The 17185-nt window shown below is 66.2% G+C and carries 10 protein-coding genes; 3 read left to right on the top strand and 7 right to left on the bottom strand.

Annotation, left to right across the window (positions count from 1 at the left end):
• Positions 1 to 4 precede the first annotated feature (4 nt).
• The gene (locus P9A17_RS07505) at positions 5 to 2275 is read right to left on the bottom strand and encodes a molybdopterin-dependent oxidoreductase (RefSeq protein WP_278037927.1); all 2271 of its coding nucleotides are present in this window, start codon (positions 2273 to 2275) and stop codon (positions 5 to 7) included.
• A gap of 189 nt (positions 2276 to 2464) precedes the next feature.
• Here P9A17_RS07505 and P9A17_RS07500 point away from each other — a divergent pair, with 189 nt between their 5' ends.
• Positions 2465 to 2866, top strand: a complete 402-nt coding sequence (locus tag P9A17_RS07500) for a heme-binding protein (protein ID WP_278037926.1) — start codon at positions 2465 to 2467, stop codon at positions 2864 to 2866.
• Here P9A17_RS07500 and P9A17_RS07495 read toward each other — a convergent pair.
• Positions 2847 to 3593, bottom strand: coding sequence for a GntR family transcriptional regulator (locus P9A17_RS07495; RefSeq protein ID WP_278037925.1), 747 nt, complete (start codon positions 3591 to 3593; stop codon positions 2847 to 2849). The genes P9A17_RS07500 and P9A17_RS07495 overlap by 20 nt on opposite strands.
• 50 nt (positions 3594 to 3643) lie before the next feature.
• Between P9A17_RS07495 and P9A17_RS07490 the strand changes: the two genes are divergently transcribed.
• A complete protein-coding gene (locus P9A17_RS07490; protein ID WP_278037924.1) occupies positions 3644 to 6457 on the top strand; it encodes an FAD-binding and (Fe-S)-binding domain-containing protein in 2814 nt (937 codons plus the stop codon).
• An 8-nt stretch (positions 6458 to 6465) separates the two neighbouring features.
• Here P9A17_RS07490 and P9A17_RS07485 read toward each other — a convergent pair whose 3' ends face one another.
• Complete coding sequence (locus tag P9A17_RS07485) at positions 6466 to 7887, bottom strand: MFS transporter (RefSeq protein ID WP_278037923.1); 1422 nt, start codon at positions 7885 to 7887, stop codon at positions 6466 to 6468.
• A 114-nt stretch (positions 7888 to 8001) separates the two neighbouring features.
• Between P9A17_RS07485 and P9A17_RS07480 the strand changes: the two genes are divergently transcribed.
• On the top strand, positions 8002 to 8589 hold the full coding sequence (locus P9A17_RS07480) for a TetR family transcriptional regulator (RefSeq protein WP_278037922.1): 588 nt from the start codon (positions 8002 to 8004) through the stop codon (positions 8587 to 8589).
• Positions 8590 to 8592: 3 nt separating this feature from the next.
• Here P9A17_RS07480 and P9A17_RS07475 read toward each other — a convergent pair whose 3' ends face one another.
• From P9A17_RS07475 to P9A17_RS07460, 4 genes are read right to left on the bottom strand one after another with little or no spacing between them, the layout of a single operon-like run.
• Complete coding sequence (locus P9A17_RS07475; protein ID WP_278037921.1) at positions 8593 to 9945, bottom strand: cation:proton antiporter; 1353 nt, start codon at positions 9943 to 9945, stop codon at positions 8593 to 8595.
• 5 nt (positions 9946 to 9950) lie between these two features.
• Positions 9951 to 10808 (bottom strand): ABC transporter permease, encoded by an 858-nt coding sequence (locus P9A17_RS07470; protein ID WP_278037920.1) that lies wholly within the window; start codon positions 10806 to 10808, stop codon positions 9951 to 9953.
• Positions 10808 to 11653 carry an ABC transporter ATP-binding protein gene (locus P9A17_RS07465; protein ID WP_278037919.1) on the bottom strand — a complete coding sequence of 282 codons (846 nt, stop codon included), beginning with the start codon at positions 11651 to 11653 and terminating at the stop codon, positions 10808 to 10810. The genes P9A17_RS07470 and P9A17_RS07465 overlap by 1 nt, the downstream gene beginning before the upstream one ends.
• The gene (locus P9A17_RS07460) at positions 11650 to 17184 is read right to left on the bottom strand and encodes a type I polyketide synthase (RefSeq protein WP_278037918.1); all 5535 of its coding nucleotides are present in this window, start codon (positions 17182 to 17184) and stop codon (positions 11650 to 11652) included. Before P9A17_RS07460 ends, P9A17_RS07465 begins: the two co-directional genes overlap by 4 nt.
• Between the last annotated feature and the right edge of the window lies 1 nt (position 17185).

Below are 17185 nucleotides of genomic sequence, written 5' to 3'. Positions count from 1 at the left end.
CCGCTCACTCGCCGGGTCCCACCGCTGTGACCCGGCAGGCAATTCCGTTGGTGGCGTGGGTATTACTGGGGACATCGATGACGTCGACAGGGTTGAGCAGGTTGTTGTTGACCCCTGGGTGGGCGTTGGCGATGTCCAGTTCCGTACCGGGCACGCCATGTCCCCACCCGTGCGGCAGACTCACCACACCCGGGGTCATCTCGTCGGACACCTCGACGAGGACGCGGACGGCGCCCTCGGTGGTACTGACCGTCGCGGTGGAACCCGAGCTCACGCCGACGCGATCGGCGTCGTCGGGGTGGATGAGCAATGTACAGCGATCGCGACCCTTCATCAGTGCCGGCACGTTGTGCAGCCACGAGTTGTTGGAACGCAGATGACGCCGGCTGGTCATCACCAGATCGGTTGTCTCACGGTCCATCCGCGCGATCAGCCGCGGGATGTCGTCGGTGATGTGGCGGTGCAGCAGCTCGACTTTGCCCGACGGGGTGGTCACCGTGTCGTCGAGTCGGCCGCCGTCGAGCTCACCGAGCCGCAGGCCGTCGGGGTGGCGTTTCACCTCCGCCAGCGTCAGGCCGTCGGGGCGCTCCCCGAACCGGTCACCCCACGGCCCGACGCGAATACTCAAGTCGGCCAGACGTTCCGGGCCCCGACCCGTCAGCACCCCCATGACCTTTTCCGCGTCCAGACCGGTGAGTGGATTGTCCGGCAGCCCGGCGAAGGTCGCGATCGTGCCTGCCGTGTAGAGATCGTCGAGCGCGTGGACGTCCACGTCGGGTACCGGGGTACCGAACAGCGAACCGCCCAGACGCAACAACAACTCCCACTCGTGTGGGCGGTCCGCGTCCGGCTGTGGTTCGAACACCGCCTCGGAGTACTTGACGCAGGAGGCGATCGCGTAGATCCAGTACAGATCGTCGATGTGGACGTGCTCCAACGGAGACAAGCCCGGGAAGATCACGTGTGCATGCCGGGTGGTCTCGTTGAGCCAGTTGTCGATCGAGATCATCGCGTCGAGGTTGCCCAGAGCTGTCGTCAACCTGCCCGCTCCCGGGACCGACACCGCGGGGTTTCCCGCCACGGTGATCAGAGCGCGTATCCGGCCGTCTCCCGGGGTGTCGATCTCCTCGGCCAGACAACCGACCGGGAAGCAGCTCAGGACTTCCGGCGCTCCACGCACCCGGCTGTGGAAGCGCCCGAACGTGTAGCCCGCGCCGTCCTGGTCGGGCGGCTTGCCGAACATGGGCACCCATACCGGCGGCTTGGCGAACACCGCACCGCCCACGCGGTCCAGGGCTCCGAGCGCGGTGTTGATGACGAAGACCAGCCAGGTGGCAAGCGTGCCGAACTCTTGGGCGCACGTACCGATTCGCCCATACACCACAGGGTTTCGCGCATGTGCGAGATCATGTGCGAGGCGGCGGATCTCCTGGGCGCTGATCCCGGTGGCACCGGCCACCCGCTCCGGAGTGAACGGTGCCGCCAGTACGACAACCTCGTCGAGGCCCAGCACGCGGTCGCGGAGATGATCAGGCTTGCGCACCCAGCCGTTCTCGCCGAGCGTGCGGAGGATCGCGAAGAGCAGCAGCGCGTCGGTGCCCGGCTGGATCGGCACCCATTCGCTGGCCCGCTCGGCGGTGCGGGTCCGGCGCGGATCGACAACAACGACCTTGCCGCGCTGGGTGATCGACTTCAGCAGCCCCATGATGTCGGGTGCCGACAGCATCGAGCCCTGCGATTCAGCAGGGTTCGCGCCGAGCATCAGGAGGTGGTCGGTGCGGTACAGGTCGGGGACCGGCCCGTTCCACATTCCGCCGAAAAGTAAGCAGGACACCACATTCAGGGGCCACTGGTCGACGGTACCGGGCGAGTAGTACCCCTGCATTCCGCCCGCCTGCGCGAAGCCGAGCAATGAGCCAATGTAAGTCGCGAGATCGCTGTTGTGCGCCACCGGATTTCCGATGTACACGGTCAGCGCGCGAATGCCGTCGGTGTCCAGCACGGGCCGCAATACCCGTTCGGCCTCGACGTAGGCGTCTTCCCAGGAGACCTCGACATGACGGCCGTCGTCGCGGCGGATCAGTGGGCGGCGCAACCGGTTCGGGTCTTCGTGGAGTTGACCGAGCGCTGCGCCTTTCGGGCAGATGTGACCGGCCGACCAGACGTCATTCTTGTTCGGACGCACGCGCGCCACCCGTCCGCTGTCGACCTCGACGCGCAGTCCGCACATCGCCTCGCAGAGGGGGCAGGTCACGAGATGCTCACTGCGTGCCATCGACACCTCCCGGGACGCCTACCAAAACTATTTTGATAATTACTATCAAAATAGTCGGTGTCAACGGTCGACCTCAGCATCGGATGCACGATGAAGACCGTGACAACGCCACCCGGCGTCGCTGATCTCGTCCAAGTCAGCCTGCGCGCGTCGGCGGGCGTCGCACCTGCGCTGTGATGTGATCACGTCATGACCGTTGATTTCGCCACCGCATGCCGGATGGTCGCGGCCGCTCACGCCGAGGCGGAGAAGCGATCGGTTCTGGTGTCCGCAGCCGTCGTGGATGCCGGCGGGCACCTCGTGGCGTTCGGCAGGATGGACGGTGCGGAGATCGCGGGACCCGTTCTCGCCGTGGACAAGGCGTACACGGCCGTGGCCAACCGCATCGCCACATCCGAGCTCGCGGTGCTGGCCGCGCCGGGCGGAGAACTTTTCGGCCTGCACGCCAATGGTGGCGGTCGCTTCGTGATCTTCAGTGGTGGCGTCCCGGTGTGGAGCGACGGCGTCGTGGTCGGCGGGGTGGGGGTCAGTGGCGCGAGTGCCGCCGATGACGACGCGTGCGCACGTGCGGCTATCGGGCTTCTCGGCTGACGGCATCTTCCCACACCTGGTCGCTGTCCAGGTCGACATTCTGGTCGCGGATGGCCTGGGCCACCAGAAGCTTTCCCGTCGATGTGAGGTGAATGCGCATCGCGCTCAATGCATCCGACGGTCGGTTGGCGACGATGGCGTCGATGATCGGATGATGCTCGGCATCGATCTCGGCCAAAGTCCGCGCGGTCGTGGCACCGAGAAGCCGTGTGGACTCGCGAAGGGATCGCACGATGGCACGGGCGCGGGCATTGCCTGCGGCGTCGAGGATGTCGTCGTGCAGCAGTTGGTCGTGGCGAGCGAAGGCGCGCGGGTCGGCTGCCCGCATAGCGTTCGCCAGTTGGCGCATCCGGTCGCGCAGGCGTGAGGCCAACGCGTCATCGCAGATCTGTGCGGCCCGTGCGGTGGCGGGCAGTTCCAGTGCGAGCCGGATCGCGAAGATGTCGGCGATCTCGCACGGGTCGGGCACCTGGATGCGGAAGCCCTGCCTGGCCTCGAAACGAATGAGACCGACCTCCTCGAGACGCAGCAGCGCATCGCGCACCGGGGTTCGCGAGATTCCGAGCGCGTCGGCCAGCTGGTACACCGAGTACTTCTCACCGGCACGCATCACTCCGGCGTCGAGCGCCGCGCGCACCGCCTCCATGACCTGCTCGGTGCGCCTGCCGCCGGAGGCCGGGAGCGGCGGCATGCGCAGCTTTGCGCTCTCCCCCACGTCGGCCGCCATCTCCGCACTGTAACAAGGCAGACCGGCTCGTAGCATGCTAGGTTTGTAGCATGCTACGCAGCTCGCCGGTGCAATCTCTGCAGCGTGCGTTGAAGTCAGCAGGCATCGGGGACGTTCGCGTCGACACCACCTCCCGCGCCGCATACTCGTCCGACGCGTCCCTGTACCGCGTCGTGCCGACCGCGGTGGTCTTCCCCAGGGGCGCCGACGACGTGGCGCAGACCCTGGCCGTGTGCCGCGGCGAAGGTGTCCCCTTCACCGCCCGCGGCGGAGGCACATCGATCGCCGGAAACGCCGTCGGCACCGGGGCGGTCCTGGACTTCAGCCGTTACATGAACGCCGTTCTCGACGTGGATCCGGACACTCGCACCGCCGTCGTTCAACCGGGTGTCGTGCAGGCAGCGCTCCAAACGGCCGCGGCGCCGTACGGGCTGCGGTTCGGTCCCGATCCGTCGAGCCACACCCGCTGCACGATCGGCGGGATGATCGGCAACAATGCCTGTGGCTCAAGAGCTTTGGGATACGGCCGGACGTCCGACAACGTTGCCGCACTGCACGTACTGACCGCAGCCGGCGACCACCTTCGGCTCGACGCTGCTCAGCCGTCAGTACCCATTCTCGACGAGCTCGCCGCCGTGACCCGCGCCGGGCTGGGGACGATCCGCACCCAGTTCGGCAGATTCGGACGCCAGGTGTCGGGCTACGCGCTGGAAACCCTGCTCCCGGAAAACCGCTTCGACGTCGCCCGACTGATGGCGGGCAGCGAGGGCACCCTGACGGTGATCACCGAGGCCACAGTGCGATTGGTCAGCGAACCGGCGCATCGCATGCTGGTGGTGCTCGGATACCCCGACATCGCATCCGCCGGCGACGCCACCCCACTGATTCTCGAGCATCGCCCCACCGCGTGCGAAGGGATCGACTCGCGCATCGTCGACGTGGTTCGCGAACGGAAGGGGCCGGCCTCGGTGCCCCCGCTGCCCGACGGAGCGGCATGGGTGTTCGTCGAAGTCGTCGGCGACAACGTCAAAGAGGCGCGCGATCGCGCCGCCCGCGTCGGAACATCCTGCGCGGCAGCGGACTACCTCGTCGTGGAGGACACATCCCGCGCCGCCGCGCTGTGGCGAATCCGCGAGGACGGCGCCGGCTTGTCCGCGCGCAGCATCAGGGACCGCCCCGCCCATGCGGGGTGGGAGGACGCCGCCGTGCCCCCGGAGCGACTGGGCGACTACCTGCGCGACTTCGACGCGCTGATGGCGGACTTCGACGTCACCGGCATGCCGTACGGACACTTCGGTGACGGGTGCATGCACGTCCGGATCGACTTTCCACTCGATCGCCCCGGCGGCAATACGGCGTTTCGTGAATTCCTCTTCGCCGCAGCCACATTGGTGGCCGGGTACGGCGGTTCGCTGTCCGGCGAGCACGGTGACGGCCGTGCGCGCTCCGAACTGCTGCCGCTGATGTACTCCCCCGAGGCGCTGGCGCTGCAGGCGGCGGTCAAGCACGTCTTCGATCCCGGCAACCTGTTGAACCCTGGCGTCATCGTCGACCCCGCGCCACTGGACGCCGACCTGCGCGTGGCGGCAGCACCGGCGATCCGGCGCAACCTCGCACTGGCCTACCGGCACGACGGCGGCGACTTCACCCAGGCCGTCCACCGATGCACCGGGGTCGGAAAGTGCCGCGCCGACAACACGGCGATCGGCGGGGTCATGTGCCCGTCCTATCTGGCCACGCGTGAAGAGAAGGATTCGACGCGCGGGCGTGCCCGGGTTCTGCAGGAGATGATCAACGGCACCGAGGTGCGCGGAGGTTGGCGCTCCCCCGAAGTTCACGAGGCACTCGATCTGTGCCTGTCCTGCAAGGGATGTGCCTCCGACTGCCCGACCGGTGTCGACATGGCGACCTACAAGTCCGAGGTGCTGCATCAGAGCTACCGGCGACGCATCCGGCCCGCGTCGCACTATTCGCTCGGATGGCTCCCGCGGTGGGCGAAGATGGCGAGCATTGCCCCGGGCATCGTCAATGGGGCGGCCCGCCTGGCGGGTCCGGCCGGGATGTCACTCGCGGGCGTCGATCGGCGGCGCCACATACCTGCGTTCGCACGCACGACATTCCGATCTTGGTTCGCCGGGAATGTCCCGGCCACCGCACCGGGTGACGATGTGGTGTTGTTCGTCGACACGTTCACCAACCACTTCTCCCCCGAGGTCGGTGTCGCTGCGGTTCGGGTGCTTCAGGACGCCGGGTACCACCCGCGACTGACCGCGCGCCAGCAGTGCTGCGGCCTGACGTGGATCTCCACCGGTCAGCTCGATACGGCGCGCCGGATCCTCGGCCGCACGGTCTCGGCCCTGACGCCGTTCGCCGAGGAGGGCGTCCCGATCGTGGGTGTCGAACCGTCCTGCACTGCGGTATTGCGTTCCGACGCTGCCGAACTCGTCGGCACCGACGCCGCAGACGCCGTGGGAGGCGTGACGCGAACCCTCGCGGAACTGCTCACCGAACGAGGTTGGCAGCCTCCCTCGCTGGCCGGTCAGAAGGTCGTCGCGCAGCCGCACTGCCACCACCACTCGGTGATGGGGTGGAGCCCGGACGCCACGTTGTTGGCGTCAGCGGGTGCCGAGCTGACCAGACTCGGCGGATGTTGCGGTCTTGCAGGCAATTTCGGTGTCGAGAAGGGGCACTACGAGGTGTCGGTGACCGTGGCCGAACAACAACTGCTCCCTGCGGTGCGTGCCGCGGATCCCGGCACCGCAGTCCTGGCCGACGGGTATTCGTGCCGCACCCAACTCGACGACCTGTCCGACCGCAGCGGCATACACCTGGCGCAACTACTGGCCGGCCGACTGACCGGCTGACACGACGCTCAGCTGATTCGGGGTTCCGGCTTTGGGATGAACACCGCGATGGCGGTGCACAGTATCGCCGCTCCCAGGCCGAAGAAGAAGGCCACCTGAAAGCCGTCTGCGCTGGGGACAGGCGTGCCGCCGACCTCGACCGTCGACCGGGCGAGGACCACGGCGATCACCGCCGCGGCCGTGGCCGTTCCCAAAGACCGCATCAACGTGTTGAGGCCGTTGGCCGCACCCGTCTCGGACTCCGGCACTGCGCGGATGATCAGCGTCGGCATCGCGGCATAGCCCAGTCCGATGCCCACGCCGATGAACACGTTGATGAGCAGGATGTGCCATACCTGCAGGTCCGACAGCACCGCGATGGTGTAACCGGCGGCGATGACCGCCGCCCCCGCGACCAGAAGCGGTTTGGGACCCCAGCGTCGTTCGAGGCGACCGGAGACCGGTGACATCGCGAGCATCGCCAACCCGGCAGGCATCAGGATGACGCTGGCCTGCAGCAGCGAACGGCCGAGTCCCCCTGCCTCCGTGGGCAGCTCGAGGAGTTGTGGAAACGCGATCTGCGACGAGAACAATGCGAATCCCATGGCGATCGAGGCAAGATTCGTCAGCAGCACCGGTCCGCTGGCGCTGACGCGCAGGTCGACGAGCGGCTCGCGAATGCGCAACTCCAGCCAGCCCCAGACGAGCAGGACGAGGATGCCGCCGATCAGCAGTCCGAGGGTGCGCGACGACGTCCACCCCCAGTCGTTGCCCCGCGAGATGGCCAGCAGCACACCGGACAAACCGACGGCCAGCCCGACCACGCCGACGACGTCCACCCGACCGCCGGCCCTCAGTGCGCTCTCGGGCACGATCGAAGCCATCAGCGCGAACGTGGCCACACTGAGCCCTGCGGCCAACCAGAACAGCATGTGCCAGTCGAAATGCTCGGTGACCAAAGCACTTATCGGAAGGCCCAACGCTCCGCCGACACCCAGCGTGGCACTGACCAAGGCGATCGCCGAGCCGAGCCGGTCTGCGGGAAGCGTGTCGCGGAGGATCGCGATGCCGAGCGGAATGACACCCATCCCCATGCCCTGCAGGCCGCGGCCGACGATCAACGGAACCACAGTCGGCGAGAGTGCAGCGACGACCGACCCCGACGCCAGCACCCCGAGTAGGCAGAGGGCCACACGGCGCTTGCCGTACATGTCGCCCAACTTCCCCGAGATCGGTGTACAGATCGCGGCGACGAGCAGGGTGATCGTGATGACCCATGCCGTGTCGCCACTGGACGCATTGAGGAGCTGCGGCAGTTCGCCCTGGATCGGGATCAGAATGGTCTGAGTAAACGAGGCGCACATGCCGGCCAGGGCCAACACGGCCACCACCCCGCCGGTTCGGGCCGGGCGCATCACCAGCTCCGCCTCGACCTGGTTTGTGACAGCCATCAGCGCGCCCTCCTTCGTGATGCCGACCAACATAGCGCGGACTGAGACTCGGTATCAATTTCGATCTGGTGTTGCTTCGGTGATATCGAAGTTCACCTGCGGTACGGTGGGCGCATGGCCGCAGGAATCCGCGAACGGGCCAGACAGGCCTTGCGTACCGAGATCGCCCAAGCGATGAGCGACCTGTTCGCCCAGCGCGGCTTCGACACCGTGACCGTCGACGAAGCGGCCGCCGAAGTCGGCATTTCGCGAGCCACATTCTTCCGGTACTTCGGCTCGAAAGAAGACGCCGTCCTCGCGGCGATAGAGGCGTCGTCGATCGACTACGCGGCCATCCTCGCGTCGATGCCCGTGGTCGACGGCGAGTCGCCCTGGCAATTGATGCTGCGCGCATTCAAGAGTGCGCTCGCCGACGCGGAGGAGTCGTCCGATTTCGATCGCGCCCGGCTCAGGATGATCACCACGACGATTTCATTGCGGACCCGCATGGCGCAGCGGCGGTTTGCCCACGAGGAGGCCTTGACCCCGGTCGTCGCTGAACGCATCGGTTCCATCGACGCCGCCCGGTCGATCACAGTCGCCGCTCTTGCCGCCCTCGATCTGGCATGGCGGCGTTGGGCAGAGGACGAACAACTCACGTTGACGAGTTCGCTGGACTACGTGTTCGAGCATCTGATGTCTGCCAATGATCCGCCAGGGTAGAAATCAGACCGCAGGTGTCGGCCCCGTGTGGACCCCGCGCTGCTCGCCGGCGGGTCCGAACGTCGAACCGGACAGCCGAAGGCGTCGCTCGAACAGTCGCTGAAGCGGAGTGGCGACGAGCGTGGTCACGATTGTCATGAGTGCCAGCACGGTGTAGAGCTTGCCGGAGATGAGCCCGGCCTCGAATCCGATGTTGAGCAGGATGAGTTCCATCAAGCCACGGGCATTGGCGAGCGCGCCCATCGAGCCGGCCTCATACCAGCTCATTCCCTGCCAGCGTGCCGCCAGCCCGATCGCACCGAATTTCGCGGCGAACGACACGACGAGCACGATGGCCGCCATGGTCAATGTCGCGGGGTCGAGGATGAGGTTGAGCTGCGTGTTGAGACCCGAGTAGATGAAGAACGCCGGCAGTAGCAGGTAGGCCACCAGCGGCTCGAACCGCTCGCGGATCTTGGCCAGCAGTGGCCCTCGGGGCATCACCGTACCGGCGACGAAAGCACCGAACACCGAATAGATTCCGACCACATCGGTGAACCAGCTCGCCAGCAGCACCACCAGGAGTATGGCGCTGAGGTGGGCGATCGGTATGCCGCCGGTCTGTTCGGCCTCGGCTCGAGGCGGCGTCCACGCCGGCAATCGGGCCAGCAGCGGGCGGCCGACGAACAGCATGAACAGCAGGTAGGCCAGTCCTCCTCCGACCGCGAGCAGCGCGCCGAACAGACTCCCCTTCGCCGTGGCCACCACGGTCGCGAGCAGAACCCACGAGCAAGCGTCGTCGATGGCGGCACACGACAGCGCCATCGTCCCGAGCCGCGTATTCAGGAGACCGGAATCGGTGATGATCCACGCCAGCATCGGAAACGCTGTGATAGCCACGGCGGCGGCGACGAAAAGCCCACCCTGCCAATGCACGACCTTGTCAGTGAAGTATCCGCCGACGCTCACCATCCACCATCCGACGAGACCGCCCATGACGAGCGGAACGCCGATCCCGGCCGCCGACGTGACGCCGGCCTGCCGCACATGCGCACCGAGGATCTCCAGCTTGAACGACGCGCCGACGAGGAACATGTAGAGCACGAGTCCGAGCTGACCGACGACGTAGATGACGGTCAGGTTCGGGTGCGGAATGGTTTCGGATCCGATCGTCAGCGTGGTCGGGAACAGCCACTGCTGTCCACTGGGCCAGATCCATCCCAAACCCGAAGGCCCGAGCAGGAACCCGGCCACCATGATCGCGACGACCTGTACCTGGGCGAGCCGGCGGAACAGCGGCCACAGCAGCCGGTAGGCCACCAGGATGACGACGATCTGAAGAAAGAAATGGGCCGAGATCGACAGCAGGGAGGGCATCGGCGTCAGTCCCGGTCCGACCAGCGGAACACGTAGAGACAGGCCAGCAGACCTCCGATGCTCCACGCCGCCAACACCAGAAATATCCGGCCGTGCTCCCAGGAGCCGGCGGGTTCGAAGAACACCATCTGCGGCGGCAGCAGCACCGAGCGGAAGCCCTGTGCCATCCATTTGACGGGAAAGATCGAGCCGATGGTGAGCATCCAGGTCGGTAACACCATCAACGGGACGTAGGTGCCCGACACGAACTGCAGCCCGACGGCCGGCCCGTTGGTCAGCGTGGCTGCCGATACGGCATTGCTCGCGTAGTTGCTGACGAGGATTCCCAACAGTGAGCAGCTGATGGTGCCCAGCACGAAAACCCAGACGAGAGTGAACCATCCCGACATCGCGGTGGGCAGGTGGAGGCCGAAGACCATCACACCCAACGCGAGAATGATGACGGCCTCGGCGATGCTGGCGATGGCGACCAGCATGATCTTGCCGATGAAGTACGACGATGCAGTGGCCGGTGTCCCCCGAAGACGCCGCAGCGCACCGGTTTCCCGGTCGGCGGCGATACCGATGCCGAGGTTGATGAACGACGTCGACAGAATTCCGTAGGCAAGCATGCTTGCCGCGATGACCGAGCCGGTACTGGTTGGCGTGCCGGGAACTTCGGCGGTGAAGATCGATCCGAGAAGCAGGCAGATGACGGCGGGCATCGAAAATGTCAGGACCAGCTGTTCGGGCCGGCGGTAGAACATCTTGAGCTCAGGCACGACGCGCGAGAAGCCGATGCGGACGGCGGAGGGCAGCGCCGAATCTGGATTGCGGGCGCGGTGTTTCGACGTTTCGGCCGATGGTGTGGAATCGACGGCCATCATGCGTGACCGATCAACTGCAGGTACGCGTCTTCGAGGGTGGGCCGCGTGACGGTGAGCTCCGCCAGCTCCGATCCGTCGGCGGAGCGCTGCCGAATCAATGCGGTCGGATGGTCGGTCTCCTCGAAGCGCGGAATGCCACCCTCCACCCACCGCACGGTCGCGGCCGTGTTGACGTGTGCGGTCAGACGGGCCGGTGAGTCGACCGCTGCGACCCGGCCGTCGGCGATCACCGCGACCCGGTCGGCCAGAGCCGCCGCCTCTTCCAGATAGTGAGTGGTGAGCACGATGGTGGTCCCGTCGGCGGCCAGCAACCGGATGAGATCCCAGAATTGCCGCCGCGCTTCCGGATCGAAACCCGTCGTCGGTTCATCCAGGAACAGCAGTTCTGGCTTGGCGATGATTCCGAGAGCGACATCGAGGCGGCGGCGCTGCCCACCCGACAGCGTCCTGACCCTCGACGCCGAGGTGGATTGGAGACCGACGAGCTCGAGGAGTTCCTCAGGGCCACGGGCCTTTCCATAGCATTTCGCGAACATCCGAACCGTCTCGAGCACCGTGAGCATCCCGAAGTCACTGCTCTCCTGAAGCACGACACCGATCCTCGCGCGCCAGGTGCGTCCCGCAGTCGCCGGGTCGTCGCCGAGAACGTTCACCTGCCCCGCATCGCGGCGGCGGTGCCCTTCGAGGATCTCGATGGTCGTCGACTTGCCCGCACCGTTGGGCCCCAGAATCGCGACCACCTCACCGAAGCCGACGTCGAGATCGAGTTCCTGTACGGCTTGCCGCCGCCCGTAGCTCTTGGACAGGCCGCGCACGTGAACGGCATGGGTCTCGCGCGTCATCGATTCGCCTCCCCCGGTCCGCTATCCGCGTCGGGCTCCAGTTCACCGAGCAACTCCAGAAGCTCTGCCTCTGTCAGGCCCTCCATCAGCCGATCGGCATCGTCGTCGCCTCCAACCGGAGCCGGTTCGACCACTTCGGTTGTCTCGGTTGCCTCGGCGTGTCCGTGGATCGAATTAAGCTCGGCCAGAATGCGTTCGGACAGCGAATTCACGCTGACGCCTTTGAGGATCTCCAGCACCGGAAGATCGATCGAGAAGGTCATGTTGATCCGCACCCGGAATTCCATCGCCATCATGGAATCCAGACCGATGTCTTCGAGCAGCGCATCCGAGGCGAAATCGTCCTCCCCGCAATCGAAGACGGTGGCCACAAGGCTACGGATGAGGTCGCCGACGACCGCCAACCGGTCGCTCTCCGGCGTGGACGCCAGGATGGTCAGCACAGAAGCGCCGTCGTCCGCGCCGGCGAAATCCTGTTCGGGACTTTGCAGATCGGAGAACATCAGTGGCAGATGCGCGCCGAGGCCGGCCTGACGCGCACGGTTCCAGTCGGCACTGATCGCGACGACGGCGGCGACGTCCTGGTTGATCAGCCGGTCGAGGATCCGCACGCCGACGGCGGGGCTGATCAGATCGATGCCTCGCTGGGCATACATCTTCTCCAACCCGAGTTCTTCGACCATTCCGACCGACCATGGTCCCCAGCCGATCGTCAGCGCCGGCAGACCCTGGGCCCTGCGGTGATGGGCGAATGCGTCCAGGAAGGCGTTGGCGGCGGCGTAATTGCCTTGACCTGGCGAGGCTATCGTCGAGCCCGCAGACCCGAACATGACGAAGAAATCCAGATTGTCGCCAAACGCCTTGTGCAACAGCATGGTTCCCGTGATCTTCGGGCCGACCACCGAGGCGTAGTCGTCTTCGCTCATGTTCACCAGAAGCTGGTCGTGGACCGATCCTGCGGCGTGGATGATGCCGCGGATGGGTCTGCCGCCCTCCCGCTCGTGGTCGGCCAACCACGCGTCGATCTGGCCGCCGTCGGTGATGTCGAGACTACGGACCGTGACGGTCGCGCCGAGTTGCTCGATCGCGCGGATGGCGTCGACAGTCGAACGGTGCGGGTCGTCGTCGGGCAGGGCCGACCACTGATCGCGGTGCGGAAATCGGCGCCTGCCCAGCAGCGTCAGGTGCTGGGCGCCCCGTTCGGCGAGATAGGTGGCGGCGATGCGGCCGAGCGCCCCCATGCCTCCCGTCACGACGTAGGTGGCATCGGGGGCGAGCTTGGCGGGGAACGGCTTGGTCAGGCGGGTGCAGGGGCGCAGCCGCGGGACATAGGTCGTCGCCGACCGGATCGCGATCTGGTCCTCGGACTCGTCGTCGAGAACGTGGCGGCGGATGCGGGCGACGGTCTCTGCGGTGTTGTCCGAGGTCTCGATGTCGATGAGGCCACCCCAGTACTCGGCGAGTTCCTGGTGTCCGATCACCCTCCCCAGCCCCCAGAGGGCAGCTTGGTCGACGTCGCGAACCACACTGCCGGGGGTTGGCTGCGAGTTCGACGTGACGACGTACATGAGGGGTTTGACGGTGTCGTTCTCGGCGAGAGTCTTGACCAGCCGGAGCATGGTGAACGCACCCAGATGGTGGCCTGGGACGGGCCCTCCGATGTCGAGCGGCCAACAGTTGATGATGCCCGCGAGGTCCTGCTCGTTGTCGAGGTGTTCGGTGATGAGCTGTGTCATCTGTTCGGGGCGTTGCGGATTCATCAGCCAGCCGTCGTCCACCACCGTCAGCACATCCACCGCGTGGTGGCGTACGGTGCGGGCGCGCTGGTCGTAGCGGCGCAGTTCCTCTGCCAGCAGTGCGCCGATGCCGGAGTCGTCGTCGAGGATCAGCCAGGACCGCTTATCGGCGAACGGTTCGCGCTCGTCGTGGGAAGCGTAGTCCATCGCGCACCAGTGGATTTCGAGGATCCCCTTGTCGATCCGCTCCGAGGACATTCGCGATGAGGTGGCCAGCGATTGGACGATGAAGCCCTCGATGGCGACGAGCGCGCGGCCCGACAGGTCGCTGATGACGAGGTCGCATTCGATCCGCTCGGCGGTGGCCGACACGACATCGGCGCGCACCGTCATGTGTTGTTCGGGCTGACCGTAGATCGCACACCGCCGGATGCGCGTCGGCAGATACGGGTCGCTGCCCTCCTCCTGCCCGAGAAACGGTGCACCGAACAAGGTTTGGAAGGCCCCGTCGATCAGCGCGGGATGGAAGTCATAGTCGGCGACCTCGTCGACGAGGGTGGCCGGGATGTTCAGTTCGGCGACTGCCCAGTCGTGCCCGGCGGTCACGCCGCAGATCGGGCGGAACGCGGCGCCGTAGTCGAATCCCAGAGCCTCGGTGCGGGCATAGAAGTCTGCGCCGTCGAGGGAGGTGACCGCCTCCTCGACCGACGGGTGATGTCGGGGCCGTCGTGAGGGAACGGTGTTCAGCTCAGCGGTCGCGGTGATGACCCACTTGAGATCGCCATCGGCGTTGGCGGTGAACGCTGCGAACTCGAGCGTGCCATCGGCCTCGTTGAGGGTGGTTCGCAGGAGGGGGTCGCAGGTCGCGTCGAGGATGACGGCGCGATGCAACACCAGATTGTTGACGCTGTGATTCGACCCGTACGTTTCCCTGGCTGCGGCGTGTGCCATCTCGATGTACACAGCGCCGGGAACGACGACGCTGCCTTGCACCCGGTGGTCGGCGAGAAACGGGTTGAGGACGGCGCTCACCTCCGCTTCCCAGGTGGGATGGACGGCGCTGACTTCCTGTCCCAAGAGTGGATGCACCGGGTGGTAGAAAAGCAGTTCGGTCGCTTCCTGGGTGTCGTTCCAGTACCGCTTGGTCTGCCAGGGATAGGACGGCAGCTTGAGGAGTCGGGCGTCTCCGGTCGGGTTGACGGCGTCCCAGGCGATGTCGTGGCCACTGCAGTGCAATTCGCCGACGCAGCCGAGCAGCGTGCGGGCATCGTCGTGCTCGCGGCGTTGCGTCGCCGTCACCGAAACACGCTCCTGGCCAGCAGTTTCGAAGATGGAAGCAGCCAGAACGGGGTGGGGACCCAACTCGACGAAATGGGTGTATCCGTCGTCGATCATCTGGCGCAGTGCAGGCTCGAACAGCACCGTGGCTCGGGTGTTCTGCCACCAATAGGCCGCACCCGCTCCGTAGTGGTCCAGGCGTCCGCCGGTGACGGTGGAATACAACGGAAGAGTGGCCTGCTCGGAGGACAGTCCGTCGAAAGCCGACAGCAGGTCGTCTTTCACCGTCTCCATGAAATGCGTGTGGTAGGGGACGTTGCCCGCGAGCAGTCGGTTGAAGATGCCTGCGGCGTCGAGTTGTCGCGCGATGTCGTCGAGGACGTCGCCGTCGCCGGCGAGAGTGACGGCGGACGGGCTGTTGACAGCGGCCACCGATACCTGGCGGCCGATCTCGGCCAGTGCGTCGCCGGTCAGTGCACTCATCAGCGCGTCCGCATCGACGCCGACAGCAAGCATCCGTCCCAGTCCACTGGTGCGTTGCTGGAGCCGGCTCCGGTGGTAGATGACCTCGACCGCTTGCTCGAAGCTGAGCAGACCGGCGAGGTGATGTGCGGCGACTTCGCCTGCGCTGTGGCCGATCACCGCATCTGGGGTGATGCCATAGTGCGCGAGCAGATCGGCGAGGGCGATCTGGATGGCGAAGTTCGCCGGCTGGGCGATCTGCGTCTCTGCCATCCGGGTGGTGGCCTCGTCGCGCTGCAGTTCTTCGAGCAGCGACCAGTCGGCGTGGCGCGCCAGTTCACGATCGGTGCGCGCGATGCTGTCGGCGAAGACGGGGAAGGCCTCGAGCAGACCTCGGCACATCCGCCACCACTGGGGTCCCATGCCCGTGCACACGAAGGCGAGTTTGGGTGCATCGGTGGCTGCGCGCGCGGTGACGATCTGTCCGCCTTCGGCGAGTGCGTGAAGCTGTTGTCGCACTTCGTCGATGCTGTCGGCGATCACCGTGTGACGGTGACTGAGGTGGGCGCGTCGGAGACCGAGCGTGTAGGCAAGCGAGGTGAGCTCGACCTCGGGCTGCGAATCCAGATAGCCGGCCAGTTGCCTCGCGGTCGCGGCGAGCGCATCGTCGCTGCGTGCCGAAATCGGCAGCAGGGCCGGTCCTGTTGCCCGCGCGGATCCCGAGCTGGATTCCTCACGGGGCGTGGGGGGTTCGGCGAGGACGACGTGCGCGTTCGTGCCGCCGAAACCGAATGAGTTGACGCCTACCACGCGTCGGGCGCATTCGGGAAACGGTCGTCCCCGGTTTGAGATGTCGATGTTCAGGTCGGTCAGAGAGACATGTCTGGTCGGAGTCTGGAAGTGCACCGTGGCGGGGATGTACCCGTGCTTGGCGACCAACGCCGCCTTGATGAGTCCGGCCACTCCGGCGCCGGCCTCAAGGTGGCCGATGTTCGTCTTGACCGACCCGACGACGAGTGGGTTCGTCCTGTTTCGTCCGCCGGTCAACGCCGCGGCGAGAGCGCGGATCTCGATCGGGTCTCCGAGAGGTGTTCCGGTGCCGTGCGCTTCGACGTATCCGACGTCGTCGGGCTCGACACGTGCCCGACCGAGAGCGGTTCTGATCGCGCCTTCCTGGGCGTCCTCCCGCGGCACGGTGATGCCGTCGGTGTGCCCATCCTGTGTCACCGCGGTGCCCAGAATCTGGGCGTAGATGTCGTCACCGTCGCGGAGCGCGTCCGACAGAGGTTTCACAACGACGACGGCAGCGCCTTCGCCGCGGGCATAGCCGTCGGCCGAGTCATCGAACGCTTTGGAGCGCCCCTCCGGACTGAGGAACCCGCTCTTCGACTCGGCGATGGCGGTGTTGGGGCCCACCATGACATTGACTCCACCGACCAGCGCAAGCTGACAGTCACCGCTCCAGATGCTCTGCGCCGCAAGATGTACCGCGACCAGCGAGCTGGAACACGCGGTGTCGACCGACATGCTCGGCCCGCGCAGATCGAAGGCATGCGAGATGCGGTTCGCCAGCATCGTCATCATCATCCCGGTGGCCGAATGCGCCTTGAAGCGGTACCGGCTGGTGCGTCCCTGATTCTGCAACAGCTGATAGTCGAGGGTGAAGCCGCCGACGAACACGCCGACGTCGGTTCCCGCCAGCCGGTCGGCAGGCATCCCCGCGTCCTCCAGCGCTTCCCAGGTAGCTTGCAGCAGCAGCCGTTGTTGCGGGTCGAGCGAATGCGCTTCGCGGGGCGAGATTCCGAAGAACTGTGGATCGAACTGGTCGATCTCTGCGAGGAATCCCCCGCGGCGCGTGACGATCTTGCCGACCTTCGACGTATTCGGATCGTGGAAGCGCGCTGCGTGCCACCGAGTTTCCGGGACGTCGCGCGTGGCGTCGGCTCCGTCGCACAACAGGCTCCATAGCTCTCGCGCCGAACGGACATCACCGGGCAGGCGACAGCCGATACCGACGATCGCCAACGCCTCGTGCTTGCCGTCCTCACCGGACATG

The sequence above is a fragment of the Mycobacterium sp. 236(2023) genome (assembly GCF_029623955.1).
Classification (GTDB): Bacteria; Actinomycetota; Actinomycetes; order Mycobacteriales; family Mycobacteriaceae; genus Mycobacterium.
This window is presented reverse-complemented; position numbering and strand designations above follow the sequence as displayed.